General features: G+C 59.5%; 12 protein-coding genes. 4 read left to right on the top strand and 8 right to left on the bottom strand.

What is annotated here, in order from left to right; translation table 11 throughout:
* Nucleotides 1-164: 164 nt before the first annotated feature.
* From baeR to yegD, 7 genes are all read right to left on the bottom strand, one after another.
* On the bottom strand, nucleotides 165-887 hold the full coding sequence (gene baeR / locus ACOTY5_RS09745; RefSeq protein WP_015572364.1) for a two-component system response regulator BaeR: 723 nt from the start codon (nucleotides 885-887) through the stop codon (nucleotides 165-167).
* Complete coding sequence (gene baeS / locus ACOTY5_RS09740; RefSeq protein ID WP_015572365.1) at nucleotides 884-2,287, bottom strand: two-component system sensor histidine kinase BaeS; 1,404 nt, start codon at nucleotides 2,285-2,287, stop codon at nucleotides 884-886. The genes baeR and baeS overlap by 4 nt, the downstream gene beginning before the upstream one ends.
* Nucleotides 2,284-3,699, bottom strand: coding sequence for an MFS transporter (locus tag ACOTY5_RS09735; protein WP_045142417.1), 1,416 nt, complete (start codon nucleotides 3,697-3,699; stop codon nucleotides 2,284-2,286). The genes baeS and ACOTY5_RS09735 overlap by 4 nt, the downstream gene beginning before the upstream one ends.
* On the bottom strand, nucleotides 3,700-6,777 hold the full coding sequence (gene mdtC, locus ACOTY5_RS09730) for a multidrug efflux RND transporter permease subunit MdtC (RefSeq protein WP_045357020.1): 3,078 nt from the start codon (nucleotides 6,775-6,777) through the stop codon (nucleotides 3,700-3,702).
* Nucleotides 6,778-9,900: an MdtB/MuxB family multidrug efflux RND transporter permease subunit gene (locus ACOTY5_RS09725; protein WP_045142419.1), complete on the bottom strand. Its 3,123-nt coding sequence runs from the start codon at nucleotides 9,898-9,900 to the stop codon at nucleotides 6,778-6,780.
* Entirely contained in the window at nucleotides 9,900-11,102 is a 1,203-nt protein-coding gene (locus ACOTY5_RS09720) for an MdtA/MuxA family multidrug efflux RND transporter periplasmic adaptor subunit (protein WP_017693081.1), read from the bottom strand. The genes ACOTY5_RS09725 and ACOTY5_RS09720 overlap by 1 nt, the downstream gene beginning before the upstream one ends.
* A 216-nt stretch (nucleotides 11,103-11,318) precedes the next feature.
* Entirely contained in the window at nucleotides 11,319-12,671 is a 1,353-nt protein-coding gene (gene yegD, locus ACOTY5_RS09715; RefSeq protein WP_045142420.1) for a molecular chaperone, read from the bottom strand.
* A 130-nt stretch (nucleotides 12,672-12,801) separates the two neighbouring features.
* On the opposite strand from yegD, the gene alkA reads away from it, so the two are divergent.
* Nucleotides 12,802-13,674 carry a DNA-3-methyladenine glycosylase 2 gene (gene alkA / locus ACOTY5_RS09710; protein ID WP_045142421.1) on the top strand — a complete coding sequence of 291 codons (873 nt, stop codon included), beginning with the start codon at nucleotides 12,802-12,804 and terminating at the stop codon, nucleotides 13,672-13,674.
* Here the strand turns inward: alkA and ACOTY5_RS09705 are convergent.
* Nucleotides 13,639-16,968, bottom strand: coding sequence for a diguanylate cyclase (locus ACOTY5_RS09705; RefSeq protein ID WP_045142422.1), 3,330 nt, complete (start codon nucleotides 16,966-16,968; stop codon nucleotides 13,639-13,641). The two genes, alkA and ACOTY5_RS09705, sit on opposite strands and share 36 nt — an antisense overlap.
* A gap of 342 nt (nucleotides 16,969-17,310) precedes the next feature.
* Here ACOTY5_RS09705 and udk point away from each other — a divergent pair, with 342 nt between their 5' ends.
* From udk to asmA, 3 genes are all read left to right on the top strand, one after another.
* Nucleotides 17,311-17,952 carry a uridine kinase gene (udk, locus tag ACOTY5_RS09700; protein ID WP_000130320.1) on the top strand — a complete coding sequence of 214 codons (642 nt, stop codon included), beginning with the start codon at nucleotides 17,311-17,313 and terminating at the stop codon, nucleotides 17,950-17,952.
* Between the two features lie 91 nt (nucleotides 17,953-18,043).
* Nucleotides 18,044-18,625, top strand: a complete 582-nt coding sequence (dcd, locus tag ACOTY5_RS09695; RefSeq protein ID WP_006811250.1) for a dCTP deaminase — start codon at nucleotides 18,044-18,046, stop codon at nucleotides 18,623-18,625.
* 23 nt (nucleotides 18,626-18,648) lie between these two features.
* The gene (gene asmA, locus ACOTY5_RS09690; RefSeq protein ID WP_039270418.1) at nucleotides 18,649-20,499 is read left to right on the top strand and encodes an outer membrane assembly protein AsmA; all 1,851 of its coding nucleotides are present in this window, start codon (nucleotides 18,649-18,651) and stop codon (nucleotides 20,497-20,499) included.
* Nucleotides 20,500-20,586: the final 87 nt, after the last annotated feature.

The following is a 20,586-nucleotide window of genomic DNA, read 5'->3' as shown; positions in this document are numbered from 1 at the left end:
CCCCACTTTAAGGGCGGGCATTGTAGCGCTGCGGGGAAGAGAGGTAAAGCTTTGCCCCTCACCCTAACCCTCTCCCCTTTGGGGCTGAGGGTTCCCCACAAAATAATGCCTGCACAGACGGCCCCCTCTCCCTACAGGGAGAGGGCAGGGTGAGGGGGTGTTATTCAGGCAATCCTGCACGCATCCGCTTCCCAGCGATAACCCACGCCGTACACCGCGCGAATAAACGACTGGTCGGCGTCCAGTGCCTCCAGCTTGCGGCGCAGGTTTTTGATGTGACTGTCGATGGTGCGGTCGGTCACTACGCGGTAATCGTCATACAGATGGTTGAGCAGCTGTTCGCGGGAAAACACTTTTCCCGGCTCGTGGGAGAGCGTTTTCAGCAGGCGGAACTCCGCTGGGGTGAGATCCAATAGTTTGCTGCGCCAGCTCGCCTGGAAGCGGCTTTCGTCGACGATCAGCGGGCTTTGCGCATCCAGCACCTGCAATTCACGCTGTGGCTTACAGCGGCGGAGGATGGTTTTCACCCGAGCGACCACCTCCCGCGGGCTGTAAGGCTTGCAGATGTAATCGTCGGCGCCGATTTCGAGCCCCAGCAGACGGTCGATCTCTTCGATTTTGGCCGTCACCATCACGATGGGCACATCGGAGAAACGACGAATTTCGCGGCACAGGGTCAGGCCGTCGGTACCCGGCAGCATCAGATCCAGCAGGATCAGATCCGGCGGCGTCTGGCGCACGTAGGGCAGCACCTGGTCGCCGTGGCTGATAAGCGTTGGCGCGTAACTTGCGGCACGCAAATAGTCGATCAGCAGTTGTCCAAGTTTAGGCTCGTCTTCCACGATCAAAATACGCGGTGTGTTGTCGTCAATCGGTAACTCGGTCATGCTTCCCTCGATAAATCCCGTTCCAGAGGTAACTCTACTGTAATGCTAACCCCGCCAAAAGGCGAATGAGCGGCGCGGATGGTGCCGCCGTGGGCCTCCACAATGTTAACGCAAATCGCCAGCCCAAGGCCGGAACCGCCGCTGGCGCGGTTGCGTGAACCTTCGGTGCGATAGAAGCGCTCGAACAGTTTTTCCAGCTGCGCATCTTTCACGCCAGGGGCGGAGTCCGCAAAGGTCAGGGCAAAGCGCCCGTTTTCCTGCCTGCCGGAGATATGCAGCGCGCCGCCGCCGTCGGTGTAGCGGAGGCTGTTCTCCAGCAGATTATTGAACAGCTGCATCAGGCGATCTCTGTCGCCAAATACCACCGCGCTGTCCGGCAGCGAAAGGTTGATTTTCAGGTCACGGCTGGCGAAGCGCTCGCGGAATGCGCCGGTCACAACTTCAAGGATATTGATCACGTCGACTGGGGCTTTCTGGTAGGCCAGGGCGCCTTCGTCGGACATGGAAAGCTGATGCAGATCGTCCACCAGCTTGGTCAGCGTGCCGACTTCCGCCTGAAGCGAGGCCACGGACTCGGGGGTGAACTGCCGCACGCCGTCCTGAATCGCCTCCAGCTCGCCGCGCAGCACCGCCAGCGGGGTGCGCAGCTCGTGCGAAATGTCGGCCATAAAATCGCGGCGCATCTGCTGGTTTTTTTCCAGCGTGCTGGCGAGCTGGTTGAAGTCCTGCGCCAGCTTGCCCAGTTCATCCTGGCTGCGGGTGTCAACGCGGGTCGAGAAATCACCCGCCGCCAGCTTGTGCGTGCCTTCCACCAGGCGCTTAACCGGCGCCAGCAGGCCGCGCGCCAGCGGGAAGGTGGCGAGCGCCGCAAGCAGGGTAGAAAGCGCGACAATCAGCCAGCTGGTCTGACGCTGCTGGCGGTCAAAGTTGATGTCGGTGTTGCGCGTCAGCCGCTCGACCGGCGAGGCGATAACCCAGCCCACCGTGGCGCCGTTCGAAGTAATGGCGCGCTTTGTGCCGTCCGGCGGTACCGGAGAGCGTGGTCCAACGAGCACGCGCATCTCCTGATCTATCACCCAGAACTGGGTGCGCCAGCCGTGCGGCGGCATGCCCGGCCCCGGGCGGTCGTCGTCATTATCGTGCTCCAGCGAGCGCAGGATTTGAAACACAAAGCGATCGTTATTGCGCAGAAAACGCCAGTTACCGTGCAGGCTATACTGTTCGCCCAGCGCGTCGCTTAAGCCCTGTAGTCGCTGTTCGTTACCGTGCTTAATGTAGTCAATAAAGCCGCGCTCAAAGCTGACCCGCACCGCCCAGTGCATGGTAATCAGCAGAACGATACAGGTGGCGAAAATCGCCACAAAAAGCTTACCGGTGATCCCCGGACGCCAGAATTTCATGGTGCACTCCTTTTGCCGCGTCGGATCACGACGTTTTTGGTCGTGTCATTCGGTACACTGGCAAAGATAAAAGCGGGCAGGGCGATAATTACCGCCATGCTGAGGTAAGTGTATAAAAAGACCTGATGCGCGACGGGGGTGTCGGCGCTGAGATGGTGCTGACCGTACATGCCGAGCAGCAATCCGGCGACCGTGACCCCCACGCTCATGGAGAGCTGCATGATCATCGACAGCAGGCTGTTACCACTGCTCGCCAGCTCGTCCGGCAGATCTTTCAGCGTCAGGGTGTTCATCGACGAGAAGCGCATGGAGTTGATGATACCCTGGCAGAACAGCACCAGCGGCAGGATGTAGTACCAGCCCAGCAGCGCCACGGCCATAAACAGCAGACAAACCAACGCCAGCCCGATCGTGGCGGCCACCAGCACCCGGCGATAGCCAAAGCGGTTCACCACCTGCACCACAATACGCTTCATCCCCATGCTGCCGAGCACCATCGGGATCATCATCAGCCCGGCGTGGAACGGCGAGAAGCCCATCCCAATCTGTAAAAACACCGGCGTCATAAACGGCAACATGCCGCTGCCGATGCGTCCGGCAAAGCTGCCGAACAGACCAAGACGGTAGGTGGGATTCCTGAACAGATTCAGGCTGAACAGCGCGTTAGCGTTGCCTCTGGCATGCCACAGATACCAGAGAATCGCGGTGATCCCCAGCGCCACCAGCAGGGCGAGCGACAGGGAGGAGATCCCCAGCCCTTTTTGCCCGTCGAGGGCCAGGGTGAGCGTCGCCATGCCAGCCGCCAGCAGGATAAAGCCAACGAAATCAAAGCGCCGGGTCTGCATTTTATAGTTCGGCATCAGCGTCAGGGTGGCAATCGCGCCGATAATACCGACCGGCAGGTTGATCAGGAAGATCCAGTGCCAGGAGGCATACTCCACCAGAATACCGCCCAGTGCCGGGCCAAGCAGCGGGCCGACCTGACCGGGCAAGGTGACGAAGGTCATCGCCGCCATATACTGCGCGCGCGGAACAATTTTCATCACCGTTAACCGCCCGACGGGCACCATCATCGCGCCGCCGACGCCCTGTAGCACGCGCGCCATCACCAGCTGGTCGAGGGTATTGGCCTGGGCGCAAAACAGCGACCCGGTGGTAAACAGCACAATGGCGGTGAAGAAGATGTTTCGCACACCGACTTTATCCGCCAGCCAGCCGCTGGCGGGCAGCATCACGGCGACCGTCAGCACGTAGGCGACAATCACCATATGCATGTGCAGCGGGCTCTCCCCCAGGCTTTTCGCCATCGAGGGAAGGGCGGTGTTCACGATGGTCGTGCCCAGCGACTGCATAAAGAAGCCGAACGCGACGATCCACAATTGCCAGCGAACATTACTGGGTAGGTCGGTCATTTACTCGGTCACCGTGGTTCTCTTTTTACGCGAAAAACGCAGCCGCAGTCGGTCAAAGAACAGATAGACTACCGGCGTGGTGTAGAGCGTCAGCAGCTGGCTCATCACCAGGCCGCCGACAATCGTGATCCCCAGCGGCTGGCGCAGTTCAGAGCCGTCACCACCGGATATGACCAGCGGTAGCGCACCGAACAGCGCGGCCAGCGTGGTCATCATGATCGGGCGAAAACGCAGCAGACAGGCCTGGAATATCGCCTCGTCCGGCGTCAGGTTGCCGTTACGCTGGGCGTCCAGGGCAAAGTCGACCATCATAATCGCGTTTTTCTTCACAATACCTATTAATAGCATGATCCCGATGAGCGCGATTAGGCTGAACGGGGCACCGAACAGCTCCAGCGCCAGCAGCGCCCCCACGCCCGCAGAAGGCAGCGTGGAGAGAATGGTCAACGGGTGCACATAGCTTTCGTACAGCACGCCCAGCACGATATAAACCGTGGCAATAGCCGCCAGGATCAAAATGACCTGCGAGTTCATGGTGTCCTGGAACACCTGCGCCGTACCGGCAAAGCTGCCGCGCACGGAGGAGGGCACCCCGAGCTGGGTCATGGCGCGGTTGATGGCGTCGCTGGCCTCAGACAGCGACGAGCCGGTTGGCAGGTTAAACGACACGGTCGAGGCGGCGGAAAGCCCCTGGTGGTTCACCGACAGCGGCGCGTTCGACGGCTGCCAGCTGGCGAAGTACGACAGGGGGATCGCCTTGCCGTCATTATTGATCACAAACATCTTGTCCAGCGCGCTGATGTCCTGGGTGTAGCGCGGATCAACTTCCATCACCACCTTGTACTGGTTCATCGGCTGATAGATGGTGGAGACTTCACGCTGCCCGAAGGCGTTGTTAAGCAGGCTGTTGGCCGCTTCAACGTTAATGCCCAGGCGGGACATGGTTTCGCGATCGTAGGTGAGCGCCATCTCGGCGCCGTTATTCTGGCTGTCGGAGTTCACGTCCGCCAGCTGCGGCAGCGCGGCCAGCGCTTTACGGATCTTCGGCTCCCACTCGCGCAGGGCGGCTAAGTCATCTGAGAGCAGGGTGTACTGATAGCTGGCGTTAGCCTGTCGTCCGCCGACGCGGATATCCTGAACGGCCATCAAAAACAGATTTGCCCCCGGCTCTTTGGCAAGCTTCAGCCGCAGGCGGTCAATGATCTGCTGCGCCGTTTCGTGACGTTCACCGCGCGGCTTAAGGGTAATAAACATCATCCCGCTGTTAACGCGTGAGCCGCCGGTAAAGCCGGTGACGTTATCCACGGCCGGATCTTCCCGGATGATTTTCATAAAGTCTTGCAGTTTGCCCCGCATCGCCTGGAACGAAATACTCTGGTCCGCCTGAATACCGCCCATCAGCACGCCGGTATCCTGCTCCGGGAAGAAGGTTTTCGGGATGGTGATATACATCCAGACGTTGAGGACGATGGTGCCGATCAGCACCAGCCCGACAAGACGCGTGTGGTTCAGCACCCATTTCAGCGATTTGCCATAGCCTGACTGCATCGCTATCAGGACGCGGCCAAAGCCTTTCCTGCGCGGCTGCGAGTGCGGTTGGCTGCGCTTTAGCATCCAGCCGCACATCATCGGCGTCAGCGTCAGCGAAATCACCAGGGAGATACCGATGGCGACGGAAAGCGTGACGGCAAATTCGCGCAGCAGTCGCCCCGGCAGGCCGCCCATCAGCAGCAGCGGCAGGAACACCGCCACCAGCGACAGGCTCATGGACAGGACCGTGAAGCCCACTTCGCGCGTCCCCTGAAGCGCCGCCTGGAGCGGCTTCATGCCCGCTTCCAGATGGCGCGAGATATTCTCCAGCACCACGATGGCGTCATCCACCACAAACCCGGTGGCAATCGTCAGCGCCATCAGCGACAGATTGTTAAGACTAAAGCCGCACAGGTACATGGCGGCAAAGGTGCCTATCAGCGATACCGGAACCGCCACCGCCGGGATCAGCGTGGCGCGCCCCGAGCGCAGGAACAGGAACACCACCAGGATCACCAACGCGACGGAGATAATCAGCGTTTGCTCTACCTCCTCAAGCGAGGCGCGAATGGTAGGGGAGCGGTCCTGCGCAATCTGGAGGTCGATGGCCGCCGGAATCGTTTCCTGAAGCTCCGGCAGGCGCGCGCGGATGCTGTTCACCGTCTGGATGATGTTGGCTTCCGGCAGTTTGCGGATCATCAGCAAAATCGCCGGTTTGGCGTTAGTCATCCCGGCGTTACGCACGTCCTGCACCGAATCGGTGACGCTGGCGACGTCGCTCAGGCGCACCGCCGCACCGTTGTTGTAGTGAATAATCAACGGCTGATACTCGGCGGCGGTTTTCAGCTCGTCGTTGGTCTGGATCTGCCAGCGGTGGCTGTTGTCCTCAATCGCGCCCTGCGGCTTACGCACGTTGGCGTTGCTGATGGCGGAACGCACGTCGTCCAGCGACACGCCCTGGTTAAACAGCGCCTGCGGATTCAGCCCCACGCGCACGGCGGGTAGGGAGCTGCCGCCGACGTCCACGTCGCCCACGCCGTCAATCTGGGCGATGGTTTGCGCCAGCTGGGTGGAGGCAAAATCGTACAGCTCGCCCTGGGAGTAGGTCTCTGACGTGAGCGTCAGGATCATGATCGGCGCGTCGGACGGGTTAGCCTTGCGGTAGGTTGGACGGCTCGGCATGCCGCTTGGCAGCAGGCTTTGGGCGGCATTTATCGCGGCCTGCACGTCACGCGCCGCGCCGTTGATGTCCCGGTCAAAGTTAAATTCCAGAATGATGCGCGTGCTGCCCAGCGAACTGCTGGAGGTCATCTCGTTAACCCCGGCAATTCGCCCAAGCGAGCGCTCAAGCGGCGTCGCCACCGATGACGCCATGGTTTCCGGCGAGGCACCCGGCAGCGAGGCGCTGACCATGATCACCGGGAAATCGACCTGCGGCAGCGGGGCCACCGGCAGCAGCCGGAAGCCCAGCACGCCGCACAGGGTAATAGCGACGGAGAGTAAAATCGTCGCCACCGGACGGTAAATGAAGAGGGCGAAAAACTTCACTTACGCCTCCTCTTCACGTTTCGGGAAGCGGTTTTTCGTCCACAGGGCCAGACGGTCAAACAGCAGGTAGATAACCGGCGTGGTAAACAGCGTCAGCACCTGGCTCACCAGCAGGCCGCCCACCATCCCGATGCCCAGCGGACGGCGCAGTTCGGCCCCCACGCCGGTGCTCAGCATCAGCGGCAGCGCGCCCAGCAGGGCGGCGAGGGTGGTCATCAGGATCGGACGAAAACGCAGCAGACAGGCCTGGTAAATGGCCTCGCGCGGCGCCATACCCTGCTCGCGCTCGGCGGCCAGCGCAAAGTCGATCATCATGATGGCGTTTTTCTTCACAATGCCGATAAGCAGGATGATGCCGATGATCGCAATGACGTCCAGCTCGCTCCCCGCCAGCATCAGCGCCAGCAGCGCCCCCACGCCCGCCGTCGGCAGGGTGGAGAGGATGGTGATCGGATGGATAAAGCTTTCATACAGCACGCCAAGCACGATATACATCGCCACCACCGCCGCGACAATCAGCCAGACGGTGCTGCCCAGCGCGGCCTGGAACGCTAGCGTACTGCCCTGGAACTGGGTCTGAATATCGGACGGGAAGCTGAGTTCTTTCTCCGCGCCCAGAATGGCCTCCACCGCTTCGCCCAGGGAATACCCGTCCGGCACGTTGAAGGAAATGGTGGTGGACGGGAACTGATCGAGATGGTTAATCGACAGCGGGGTGTGACGCTCTTCCACGCTGGCAATGGCGCTGAGCGGCACAATCCCACCGTCTTTGCTGGTCAGGCGCACCGTGTCCAGCGCGGCCAGCCCGGGCGTGTTCTCGGTGTTATGTTCCAGCACCACGCGATACTGGTTGGCCTGGGTATAGATGGTGGAGATCAGGCGCTGGCCAAAGGCGTTATACAGGGCGTTATCCACGTCGGACATGGTAATGCCCAGACGGCTGGCGGTGTCGCGGTTGACGTTCACGTACGCCGCCAGCCCTTTATCCTGCCAGTCGCTGCTGACGTCAGAAACCTGCGGCAGTGCTTTCAGCTTGTCCACCAGCTGCGGCACCCAGGTGCTCAGCGCCTCAAGCGAGGTGGCCTGGAGCGTAAACTGGTACTGCGTGCGGCTCACCTGCGTATCAATGGTTAAATCCTGGATCGGTTGCAGATACAGCTCAATGCCCGGCACGCGCGCCACCGCGCTTTGCAGGCGTTCAATCACCGCGTTAACGCGATCGTCGCGGTCATCGAGCGGTTTAAGGTTAATTTGCAGGCGCGCGCTGTTGAGCGACGGGTTGGTGCCGTCCACGCCCACGTAGGCAGTCAGGCTTTCCACCGCCGGATCTTTCATGATGATCTCAGACACCTGCTGCTGGCGCTGCGCCATGTTGGCGAAGGAGACCGTCTGCGGCGCCTGAAGCGTGCCCTGAATAATGCCGTTGTCCTGAATCGGGAAGAAGCCTTTCGGAATGAAAATCCACAGCATGACGCTGAGCGCCAGGGTGCCGAGCGCCACGCCGAGCGTTGCCCACGGATGGTTCAGCACTTTCGCCAGCACGCGGCCGTAGGCGGCGATAATGCGCTCGAACATCCGCTCGGAGGCGCGCGAGAAGCGGTTTTGCTTGCGCAAGGACTCGTGGCTCAGCATGCGGGCGCACATCATCGGCGTCAGCGTCAGCGACACCACGGCAGAGATCAGAATGGCGACCGCCAGCGTCACGGCAAACTCGCGGAACAGCCGCCCGACGATATCACCCATAAACAGCAGCGGGATCAGCACCGCAATCAGCGAGAAGGTGAGCGAGATAATGGTAAAGCCGATCTCCCCCGCGCCCTTCAGCGCGGCGGCTAACGGCTTTTCACCTTTTTCGATATAGCGCGAGATGTTCTCGATTACCACGATGGCGTCGTCCACCACAAACCCGGTGGCGATGGTGAGCGCCATCAGCGTCAGGTTGTTAATCGAGAAGTCGAGGAACACCATCACCGCGAACGTTCCGACCAGCGAGAGCGGCACGGCGACGGCGGGAATGAGGGTTGCCGGGACGTTGCGCAGGAACAGGTAGATGATCATCACCACCAGCGCAATCGCCAGCATCAGCTCGAACTGGGTGTCGGTCACTGACGCGCGAATATTCGTGGTGCGGTCAGAGAGCACTTTCACGCTGACCGATTTTGGCAGGCTTTCCACCAGCTGCGGCAGCATGGTGCGAATGCTGTCGGCGGTATCAATAATGTTCGCGCCCGGCTGGCGCTGAACGTTCATGACAATCGCCTGCTGCTTATTGGCCCACGCCCCGAGCCAGCTGTTTTCCGCGCCTTGTTCAACGGTTGCCACGTCGCCCAAACGGATCGGCGCGCCGTTCTGGTAGGCAATGATCAGCTGACGGTACTCATCGGCGGACTGCATCTGGTCGTTGGCGGAGAGCGTGACCGCGCGGGTCGGGCCGTCCAGCGAACCCTTCGCTGAGTTGACGTTGGCGCTGCTGATGGCGGTGCGAATGGTTTCGCTGGTTAACCCCAGCGCGGCAATGGCCTGGGCATTCAGTTTGACGCGCACGGCGGGGCGTTGACCGCCCGCCAGCGTCACCAGCCCCACGCCGGTCACCTGCGAAATCTTCTGTGCCACGCGGGTTTCAACCATGTCTTCCACCTGGGTCATCGGCATGGCGGAGGAGCTGACGGCAAGGGTCATGATCGGCGGATCCGCCGGGTTGACCTTGCTGTAAACCGGTGGATTCGGCAGGTCAGACGGCAGCAGGTTTGTGGCGGCGTTAATCGCGGCCTGCACCTCCTGCTCAGCGACGTCCAGCGACAGCGTAAGCTGGAACTGAAGCGTGACGACCGAAGCGCCACCGGAACTCTGGGAAGACATCTGCTTCAGGCCAGACATCTGGCCAAACTGACGCTCCAGCGGGGCGGTGATGGCGGACGTCACCACATCCGGACTGGCGCCCGGATAGAGGGTGACAACCTGAATGGTCGGGTAGTCCACTTCCGGCAGCGCCGACACGGGCAGAAAACGGTAGCCAATGATCCCGGCCAGCAGGATCGCCACCATCAACAGGGTCGTCGCAACCGGACGTAAAATAAACAGGCGTGAGGGCCCACCTGTAGAGCTCGGCGGCATCACCTGCATCAGGCTTTTGCTCCTGTATCCTGCGCTTCCACCACTTCGACCTGCGCCCCTTCGGTCAGCCGGTCAATACCGTCGGTGACGACGCGGTCGCCAGCGGACAGCCCGGCGCTGATCACCACCGTCTGGCTGTCCTGGATGCCGGTTTTCACCAGGTGTTTGCTGACCTTGTTTTCGCTGTTCAGCACCCAGACAAAGTTGCCTTCACTGCCCATTTGCAGGGCCGCCGTCGGGATCACCACCGCGTTTTCTTCGGTCGCGACCAGCATTCGCGCGTTGACGAACTGATTCGGGAACAGGGCATCGTCCTGATTGTTGAAGCGTGCTTTTAGCTTGATGGTGCCGGTGGTGGTGTCGATCTGGTTATCCAGGCTCAGCAGCGAACCTTCGCTCAGCTTCTGCTTGTTGGTGCGATCCCAGGCTTCAACCACCAGCGCTTTTCCGGCCTTCTGCGCCTGTATCACCGTCGCAATGTCGCTTTCCGGCAGGGTAAAGACGAGATCGATAGGGTGCGTCTGGGTGATCACCACGATGCCCGTGGTATCGCCGCTGGAGATTTGGTTGCCGATATCAACCTGTTTCAGGCCCACGCGGCCGTCAATCGGCGCGGTGATCCGGCTCCAGTCGAGCTGGAGCTGGGCGCTGGCGACCGCGGCTTCGTCGGCCTTGATGGTGCCCTGAGATTCACTGACCAGAGACTGCTGGGTGTCCAGCTCCTGGCGCGACACGAGGTTGGTTTTTACCAGCTGCTGATAGCGGGCTAAATCGCGGCGGGCATTGGCGAGGGTGGCTTTGTCTTTCGCGAGCTGCCCCTGCGCCTGCGCCAGGGCAACCTTAAACTGGCTTGGATCGATTTCCGCCAGCAGATCGCCGGCTTTTACCTGCTGACCTTCCTGGAAATGGATGGCCATCAGCTGACCGTCCACGCGGCTACGTACCGTCACGGTGTTGGCGGCGGTGATGGTTCCCAGCCCGGAGAGATAACGAGGCACCGCTTTATTCACCGCCGTTGCCGCCTGCACCGGTGCCAGCGCACCGCCGCGCATAGCGTGGCGCCCGCCGCCCGTTGAGCGTTGTGAGGGGCTATTAGCGCCAGCAGGTGCCGTGGAGTTCGCGGACTGGCTGTGCCAGTACCAGGCGGCGGCCAGGACCACCACAATCAGACCAACGGCGATTGCCCAGCGGGATTTGTTACTGCCTTTCATCGTTATACGTTCTCATCCTGAAACTCTTTCGGGGAATGATACTAGTTTAGTCAGCTAACACAGCGAAAAAATGGAGGAAATATGGAAGACTGTCGGGAATTGTCTGAGTGTGGCGCTGCGGTTTCGCCTTCGCCGGGTGGCGCTGCGCTTACCCGGCCTACGGTTGGAGGATCTTGTAGGCCGGGTAAGGCGAAGCCGCCACCCGGCACAACCCCATTAGCTAAACACCACCTGCGCCCAGCGCGCCAGCCCTGCCGTAACGGAGCCAAAGTCATCGCCGCCGGCAATCGGGATCCCCGGCAGCTGTTCCGCCAGCGCTTTCTTGATCAGCGGCGAACGGGCGCTACCGCCAGTCAGGTAAATTACGTCCGGCTTCACGTTGCCGTTCTCAAGCGCCAGTTGCACCTGCTCCAGAATACGCTGAAGCGGCTGAGTCAGCGCCATTTCCAGCCCTTCCTGAGTGATAGCCGTAGCCAGATCGTCACTGATAAACGGCAGCGAAACCGTATGCTCTGGACGATCGGAAAGGGCAATTTTGCTCTCTTCGGCGGTGCGCACCACCCGGTAGCTCAGGCGCTGACGCCACACCTTATACAGAAGTGCGACCTTCTCTGCATCCTGCGCATCACGCACCAGATCGTTGAGGAAACGGCCATTCGCGGTGCTGTAAAAATCACTCTGGGCAGGGACGTCGTTGATGGCAATCGCGTTCCACCACGGCAGGATCGGCAGGGCGATGCCTTTATCGGTTTGACCGCCCATACCGAGCAGCGGCATCAGGCTCTTGAAGGCCAGGGCAATATCAAGATCGTTACCGCCCACGCGGCAGCCGCTGTGCCCCAGCAGACTATTTTCACGATCGCGACGGTGATGCCACTGGGGACCCATCAGCAGTAATGAACAGTCCGTCGTACCGCCGCCGATGTCCACCACCAGCACCCGTTTCTCTTCCGTCAGCGTGGCTTCAAAATCCAGCCCCGCCGCAACCGGCTCATACTGGAACACCACGTCACGGAAGCCTGCCCGGTGCGCTGCACGCTCAAGGATCCCCTGCGCCTGCTGGTTGGCTTCGTCGCCGCCCAGCCCCTGAAAGTTAATCGGACGGCCAATCACCGCCTGGGTGATGGCATCCGGCACCTGGGACTGCGCCTGATTGCGGATGTGCAGCATCATCGCGCAGACCAGATCTTCAAACATCGCCACCTGCTGCGGCTTCAGGCCGCTGGCGCCGAGGAAGGATTTCGGCGATTTAACGAAGTAGACCTCTTCCGGGTCTTCAATATACTGCCCGAGGGAAGAGAGGCCGAACTGCACGCTGGACGGGGTAACGTCGATATCTTCCTCGCGGTTAAAGCTGACCGCACGGCGCAGCAGCGCCTGGGTCTCCGCCGCCGTGGCCGGAACCTGATGGTGGCGGAACAGCCACTCGCTCACCGCTTCACGCGTGGGCGCACAAAGCATTGACGGCAACAGCGTACTGCCGTTTTCCATTTTCAGGAGCTGCGGTTGTCCGTTTTGCATTATCGCAACCGAGCAGTTTGCGGTGCCGTAGTCGAATCCAATAAACACAATAAATCCCCATGCCGGTGAGAAGGGGCGAGACTTTAGCGAAATGTCTGCCAGGCGACAACAGGAATATGAAAGCAAGGCGCAAGGCGATCTTTCGGTTTATGCTGAGGTAAATACAAAAGGAGAGACGATGTACACCCTGAACTGGCAACCGCCCTACGACTGGTCGTGGATGTTTGGCTTTCTTGCCGCGCGTGCGGTCACGGGGGTTGAAACCGTTACGGAGGATTACTACGAGCGCAGTTTTGGCTATGCCGGGCACCAGGGCGTTTTCCGGGTTACGCCAGACAGCGCAACCCCTACGCTGGCGGTGTCGCTCAGCCCTGGCCTGATCCCGGTGGCGGATATCTGCCTCGACCGCATCTCCCGCCTGTTTGACCTCGATTGCGACCCGCTGCACATTGCGCAGACTCTTGGCGAGCTCGGCGCGGCGCGGCCGGGCTTACGTTTGCCCGGCGCGATGGATGCATACGAGCAGGGCGTGCGCGCCATTCTCGGGCAACTGGTGAGCGTGGCGATGGCGGCAAAACTGGCGTCACGGGTGGTGGCGCTGTGCGGTGAACCCATTGAGGATGCGCCGGGCTATCTCTGCTTTCCTCCGCCAGAGGTGCTGGCCGCGGCAGAACCGCTGGCATTGAAAGCCCTCGGGATGCCGCTCAGGCGTGCGGAGTCGTTGATTCATCTGGCGCAGTCGGTGGTGGACGGTGAATTCCCGCTATTCCCGCCTGCGAACGTTGAGGCCGGGATGAAGGCGCTACAGCAGCGCCCCGGCATCGGGCGCTGGACCGCGAATTATCTGGCCCTGCGCGGCTGGCAGGCGAAGGATGTTTTCCTGCCGGATGACTATCTGATTAAACAGCGCTTTGCCGGTATGACGCCCGCGCAGATCCGTCGCTATGCCGAGCGCTGGCAGCCGTGGCGCTCGTATGCGCTGTTACATATCTGGTACACCGACGGCTGGTCGCCGTCAGTTGATGGCGAAATAGCTGGTATTCAGCAGTAGATCGAGCGGCTGCGCTTCCCCGATGGTGTCGCCGTAAATAAAATCAACGCCGATACCCGATAGCGTATCCATCATGATCGACTGATGGCATGGCCCGGCAATGGTTTTTATGCCCAGACGCTGGGCGTGGCCCTGAATGATTGTCACCATCATCTCATCCATCAGATTGCCGTGGACGTTGGTCACCATGTCTGTATCCAGCAGCAGATAATCGGCGGTGTTGGCGCTGAGCTGGCTGAAGACGTTCATATCGCGTCCGACCCGGGTCAGCACCACGCGACAGCCGGCCTGACGAAGCTTTTGCAGACCCTGCTGCACGTTTTCATCCGTATTGCTCAGCACATCAACGGCGATCGCCAGATGCAGCAGCCGCGCCGGCAGCGGACCTCTGGTGATCAGGTCGAGCAGCTCATCCACCAGCGTGACGCTGGCTAAACCCGCTTCTGAGAGCGGCAGCGCGACGCCCATTCCTTTGGCCGCCACCTGTGCGGCATAGGTACGGAAAAATTCGCTGAATATCCGTCGGTCCAGGGCGTGCAGCAGCTCCGGCTCCGCCAGCCCGGCGCGGAAGGCATGCTCTTCCAGCACTTCCCCCTGGCTGGTCCACAGCCGCAAGGAAATCAGCCAGAAGCTACTGCTCTCGGGAATGCGCGGCGAGGCGACGCTGCGGGCGATCATCAGCAGATGGTTATCTTTAATCATGTGCCACTGCTCATCCAGCGACATCATGCTGCGCGTGCTGTGGATCCGCTCCTGCTGGGGTTCGTAGACGGTGACCACGCCGCGCCCGCTGTTTTTCGAGGCGTAGCAGGCGATATCGGCCTGAGACATCACTTCCGCAGCCTGGTAATTGGTGTCGTCAATCAGCGTAATCCCCGCGCTGGCGCCAATGCGGTGCAGGCGTCCTTCCCAGGAAAAATGATAGTTGTTGATGGCGTCGATCAACCGGCCCGCAATATAGCGTGCGCTTTCGACGTTGCAGTCCGGCAGCAGCAGGCCAAACTCGTCGCCGCCCAGACGCGCCAGCACGTCGCTGGAGCGCAGCATGGTCAGCATCAGCGAAGAGAGTTCGCGCAGGAGAGCGTCGCCCGCCGCGTGGCCTGCCGTATCGTTCACCGCCTTAAAACGGTCAAGATCGATAAAGACCAGCGCGTGACGCTGATGGGTCTCCTGTACCGTCTGCAACAGGCGCTTAAGATGGTTTTCAAAGCTGACGCGGTTCGCCAGGTGGGTAAGGGCGTCATGGGAAGCGCTGTAGCTCAGCTGGCGCAGCATTTTGCGCGACTCGGTGACGTCCTGAATCACCAGCACCGAGCCGATGGTGTGTCCTTCCAGAGTGCTGAGGGGGGTTATGCTGTAATGAATGTCGAAACTGCCGCCATTGCGGCAGTTAAGCACCACATCCTGTTCGATATCGGTACGGGACATATCGCCGCTGTGGATGTTTTCCATTAACGGACCGTTCTCGCCGAAGGTAATGTGCAGCACCTTCAGAATGGGCTGACCCAGCGCTTCGCTTTGCGACCAGCCGCTCATCTTCTCGGCGACCGGGTTCATAAAGGTGATGTTCATGTCGATGTCGGTACACAGCACCGCTTCGCCGATAGAGTCGAGGGTGATATGCAGGCGCTCTTTTTCCTGGAACAGCGCCTCGTTCAGCTGCTTCACCTCGGTCATATCCATGTTGATCCCTAACAGCCGCTCCACTTCGCCCTGTTTGTTCAGCACCCGGTTCGCCAGCGAACGAATGTGGCGAATGCCATCCTTGACGCGAATGCGAAATTCCAGCTTGAAAGGTACCCTGGCCTGGAGTGACTCACGCAGGACCTGTTCGGCGTGCGTACGATCTTCAGGCACCATGGCCGCATGCCAGAGCTGCCAGGTGGGTTTAATGTGCGAGGGGATCTCGTACAGCTCAAACATCCGTTTATCCCAGCTGATTACGTCCGGCTCGAGATCCCACTCCCAAATCCCGATTCCGCCGGCTTCGTTAGCGAGAGTGATACGCTCCATCAGCCGCTTATTCACCCACTCGGTCTGTTTCAGATCGTTGATGTCTTCAATCTGGGCAATAAAGTAGAGCGGGGTGCCGTCGGCATGGCGCACAACGGAGACGGCCAGCAGCGCCCACACCACCTCGCCGCTGCGGGTGTAGTAGCGTTTTTCGAGGCTGTAGGTGTTGATCTCGCCGTGAATCAGCTGTTGCAACTGCTCCAGGTCGGTATTTAAATCTTCCGGCCAGGTTAACTGCTGGAACGTAAGCGACTGAAGCTCTGACTGGCTGTAACCGAGGAAATTACACAGCGCCTTGTTGGCCTGAAGCCATTGGCCCTCAATGCCCACCAGCGCCATACCAATCGCGGAATATTCCATCGCATTGCGAAAACGTTCTTCGCTTTCCGTAATATGTTTACGCTCAGCCCGGAAGGCATACATCACCATCGTCATAATGTTGGCGGGGAGCAGCATCATCAGGAAGGGGAGCCACGGCGCGTTGAAGGTGACGATCATGGTGGAGGGCGTCATGGAGAGCGGATTTCGCGCCATCATCAGGGACACCATCATGATGGTGAATAAAAATATCAGGAACGCTTCCATACGCGGCAGACGGACCGCGCTCCACATCAGCAGAACGATAATGCAGGTGAATGGCCACGGCAGCCAGGTGATTGCCGTCCAGCTAAGAACCAGCGTGACGACCAGGGTCACCAGCGTTTCCAGCAGCAGTTTCGGGTTGCGGTGGCGCAGCAGGTAATGCGGCTTAAACAGCAGACCTAACGGCACCAGCGCCAGTGCGCCAATGGCTTCTGAAAGTACCCAGACAAGGAAATTACGCAGCGGCTCCGCGCTCGGCACCAGAAAATGAACCAGAACGCCCCCCACCAGCGGCGGCACCAGGGCACTGCCGAGGGCAAGCCGGACCCAGTCGTTGAGGTTTTGCAGCGGATTATACCAGGGGAGCAGCTTACGCAGTAACAGCGCGCCAACCGTGGCCTCAATGATATTGATCGCCGTGTAGGTGATGTTGATCGATGCCCATGAGAAGAGCATCCACGAGGCAAAAATATTGCCAAAGGAGCAGGCGAGCGCAATGCCGGGCCACATTTTTCCCGCATGGCGGTAAAACGCCACCATCATAATTGAAGTCGGGAACCATAGTGGCGCCAGCAGCGTACCGAAGCGAGTCAGCTCGAGGGAAAATAAGGTGAAGATGAACGTGACCAGACCCAGACAGACAAGCCGCAGTAAAGGATGTGGGGTAGTAACCAAAACCCGCTGGTATTGTTTATTCATTACCGCTCTATCCAGGGACGCCATGTTGTCAGGAGCCAGGTCCGGACGCGTGAAATTAATAATTTGGTTTATGCTAGTACAAACATTTTACAATTCATATGCTGAGTGGTCAGATTTTGACTTCATAGACTTATAAAATAGTTACTCTGCGAAGAAGGGTGATGAAATGGCGAAAAACCGCGCGTAAAAATTTTGCTAAAGGCGTGAAACAGCGCTTTTCAGCCCGCCTCGCATAACCTGCGCATTCGACTGGTATCACGCCCCCGAAATCCCTATAATTGCCGCGTTTGACGCTCCGGCGTCGTCCTTCCTTACATCCAGGTTAATCAGGTCGCTAAATTTATGACTGATAAGTCTCATCAGTGCGTCATCATAGGCATCGCCGGCGCATCGGCTTCAGGTAAAAGTCTTATTGCCAGTACGCTTTATCGCGAACTGCGTGAACAAGTGGGTGATGAGCATATCGGTGTGATTCCCGAAGATAGCTATTACAAAGATCAATCCCATCTTTCGATGGAAGAGCGCGTAAAAACCAACTACGACCACCCCAGTGCGATGGATCACAGCCTGCTGTTCCAGCATCTGGAAGCGCTGAAGCGCGGCGAGGCGATTGAGCTGCCCGTCTACAGCTACGTGGAACATACCCGCACCCAGGAAACGATCCGTATCGAGCCCAAGAAGGTGATTATCCTTGAAGGGATTTTGCTGCTCACCGACGCCCGTCTGCGCGAATCTATGAACTTCTCGATTTTCGTCGACACTCCGCTGGATATCTGCCTGATGCGGCGTATTAAACGCGACGTTAACGAACGCGGCCGCTCCATGGACTCCGTGATGGCGCAATATCAGAAAACCGTTCGCCCGATGTTCCTGCAATTTATTGAACCTTCGAAACAATACGCCGATATCATCGTGCCTCGCGGCGGTAAAAACCGTATTGCCATTGATATCTTAAAAGCGAAAATCAGTCAGTTTTTTGAATAAGCCGTGTGAATTGTGTACCGTTCAGAGATAACCTGGTTTTGCCCTGACGCCGTAAGGCTTCAGGGCGCGATGCACGAAAGGAGAAAGTGCCATGCGTCTTTGTGACCGCGATATAGAAGCCTGGCTGGATGAAGGCCGCCTGTCTATCACCCCGCGTCCGCCGGTTGAGCGTATTAACGGCGTGACCGTCGATGTGCGTCTGGGGAATAAATTCCGCACCTTCAGCGGCCACACGGCACCGTTTATCGACCTCAGCGGGCCGAAAGACGAAGTCAGTGCGGCGCTGGATCGCGTCATGAGCGACGAAATCGTCATCGAAGAAGGAGAGGCGTTTTATCTCCATCCTGGCGAACTGGCGCTGGCGGTGACCTTTGAATCGGTCACGCTGCCTGCGGACCTGGTCGGCTGGCTTGACGGACGCTCTTCCCTGGCGCGTCTGGGCCTGATGGTGCACGTCACCGCGCACCGTATCGATCCGGGCTGGTCTGGCCGTATCGTGCTGGAGTTCTTTAACGCCGGTAAACTGCCGCTGGCGCTTCGCCCGGGAATGATGATTGGTGCGTTGAGCTTTGAACCGCTAACCGGCCCGGCAGACCGTCCTTATAACCGCCGTCAGGACGCAAAATATCGCGACCAGCAGGGTGCGGTTGCCAGTCGTATCGATAAAGACTGATCTGTGAGTTCACTGAGGAAGCCATGAGAAGAGTTCTGACAACGCTGATGATTTTGCTGGTGGTGCTGGTGGCTGGCCTTTCAGCGTTGGTGCTGCTGGTTAACCCGAATGACTTCCGGGCCTACATGGTGCGGCAGGTGGAAGCGCGCAGCGGGTATGAACTCAAGCTGGACGGGCCGCTGCGCTGGCACGTCTGGCCTCAGCTCAGCATTCTCTCCGGACGTATGTCCCTCACCGCGCCGGGTGCCGCGCAGCCGCTGGTCACGGCGGATAACATGCGTCTTGATGTCGCGCTCATCCCGCTCTTATCCCATCAGCTCCAGGTTGAACAGGTGATGCTGAAAGGGGCGGTGATTCAGCTTACGCCGCAAACCGAAGCCGTTCGTCAGGCGGATGCTCCGGTCGCACCGCGTGAAAACACCTTGCCTGACGTCCCGTCTGACACCGGCTGGTCGTTCGATATTGGTAATCTGAAAGTTGCCGACAGCGTGCTGGTTTTCCAGCATGAAGATGACGAACAGATCACCGTACGCAATATCAACCTCAGGATGGAGCAGGACGCCAACCATCACGCCACCATGGAGTTCTCCGGGCGGATCAACCGCAATCAGCGCGATCTCAACCTGTCGATGAACGCGAACGTGAACGCCTCTGATTATCCGCACCAGCTGACTGCGGACGTTCAGCAGCTTAACTGGCAGCTGACCGGCGCGGATTTACCCGCGAAGGGGATTGCCGGCCAGGGCACGATGCAGGCGGTGTGGCATGAAGAGCGCAAACAGCTCGAACTGAACGCGCTCAACCTCCAGGCCAACGACAGTGCCCTGAAGGGGCAGGCGAGCGTCACGCTTGATGAGAAACCTAAGTGGGTGCTGGATCTGCAATTCGACAAGCTGAACCTCGAGAACCTGCTTCCGCCCCAACCGGTGAACGCGACCGATGAGGGAGCCACGCAGGTGGGGCAAAGCCAGGTCACGCAGTCGCGTCCGGTGATCTCCTCAAATCTCGATCAGCCTGACTACAACGGCCTGCGCGGATTTACCGCCGACATTCTGCTGAAAGCGAACAGCGTGCGCTGGCGTGGGATTGATTTTACTGACGTCAGCAGCCAGATGTTCAACCACAACGGCCTGCTGGTCATCTCCGAGCTCAGCGGAAAAATGGGAGCAGGGAACCTCTCCCTGCCGGGCTCGCTGGATGTGCGCAAAGACGTTGCCAGCGCCGCGTTCCAGCCGCGTCTGGAAAACGTTGAGATTGGCACCATCCTGAAAGCCTTTAATTACCCGATTGCCCTCACGGGGCAGCTGTCGCTGGCAGGGGATTTCTCTGGTACGAAGATTGATGCGGACGCTTTCCGTCGTAGCTGGCAGGGGCAGGCGCACGTTGAGCTGAAAGATTCGCGCATGGAAGGGCTGAACTTCCAGCAGCTGGTGCAGCAGGCGGTAGAGCGCAGCAGCAGCGTGAAAGCGAATGAAAACTACGACAGCGCAACCCGTCTGGACAGCTTTACCAGCGAGCTTGCCCTCGACAACGGTCAGCTCTCGCTGGACGACATGCAGGGGACTTCGTCACTGCTGGCGCTGACCGGAACCGGCGCGCTGGATCTGGTGAAAGAGACGGCAGACACCCGCTTCAACGTCCGCGTGAAGGCTGGCTGGGAAGGCGAAGGCCAGCTTGTGGAGTTCCTGAAAGAGACGCCGATACCGCTGCGCGTGTACGGAAAATGGCAGGAGTTGAATTACAGTTTGCAGGTCGATCAGATCCTGCGTAAGCACCTTCAGGATGAAGCGAAACGTCGGCTGAATGACTGGGCGGACCGCAATAAAGAGTCTCAGTCAGGTAAGGATGTGAAAAAGCTGCTCGATAAGCTGTGATGCCTGTTGTGCCGGGTGGCGGCTTTGTCTTACCCGGCCTATAAAAGCCAGACACCGTAGGCCGGGTAAGCGAAGCGCCACCCGGCT

The organism is Enterobacter cloacae complex sp. SHL018 (genome assembly GCF_049237905.1).
Lineage (GTDB): Bacteria > Pseudomonadota > Gammaproteobacteria > Enterobacterales > Enterobacteriaceae > Enterobacter > Enterobacter hormaechei_C.
This window is presented reverse-complemented; position numbering and strand designations above follow the sequence as displayed.

Bases quoted from the DNA above. Each gene is read 5' to 3' on its own strand.
- baeR (WP_015572364.1), bottom strand. From the start codon at position 887: ATGACCGAGTTACCGATTGACGACAACACACCGCGTATTTTGATCGTG.
- udk (WP_000130320.1), top strand. From the start codon at position 17,311: ATGACTGATAAGTCTCATCAGTGCGTCATCATAGGCATCGCCGGCGCA.
- ACOTY5_RS09720 (WP_017693081.1), bottom strand. From the start codon at position 11,102: ATGAAAGGCAGTAACAAATCCCGCTGGGCAATCGCCGTTGGTCTGATT.
- dcd (WP_006811250.1), top strand. From the start codon at position 18,044: ATGCGTCTTTGTGACCGCGATATAGAAGCCTGGCTGGATGAAGGCCGC.
- ACOTY5_RS09725 (WP_045142419.1), bottom strand. From the start codon at position 9,900: ATGCAGGTGATGCCGCCGAGCTCTACAGGTGGGCCCTCACGCCTGTTT.
- ACOTY5_RS09705 (WP_045142422.1), bottom strand. From the start codon at position 16,968: ATGAATAAACAATACCAGCGGGTTTTGGTTACTACCCCACATCCTTTA.
- alkA (WP_045142421.1), top strand. From the start codon at position 12,802: ATGTACACCCTGAACTGGCAACCGCCCTACGACTGGTCGTGGATGTTT.
- asmA (WP_039270418.1), top strand. From the start codon at position 18,649: ATGAGAAGAGTTCTGACAACGCTGATGATTTTGCTGGTGGTGCTGGTG.
- ACOTY5_RS09735 (WP_045142417.1), bottom strand. From the start codon at position 3,699: ATGACCGACCTACCCAGTAATGTTCGCTGGCAATTGTGGATCGTCGCG.
- baeS (WP_015572365.1), bottom strand. From the start codon at position 2,287: ATGAAATTCTGGCGTCCGGGGATCACCGGTAAGCTTTTTGTGGCGATT.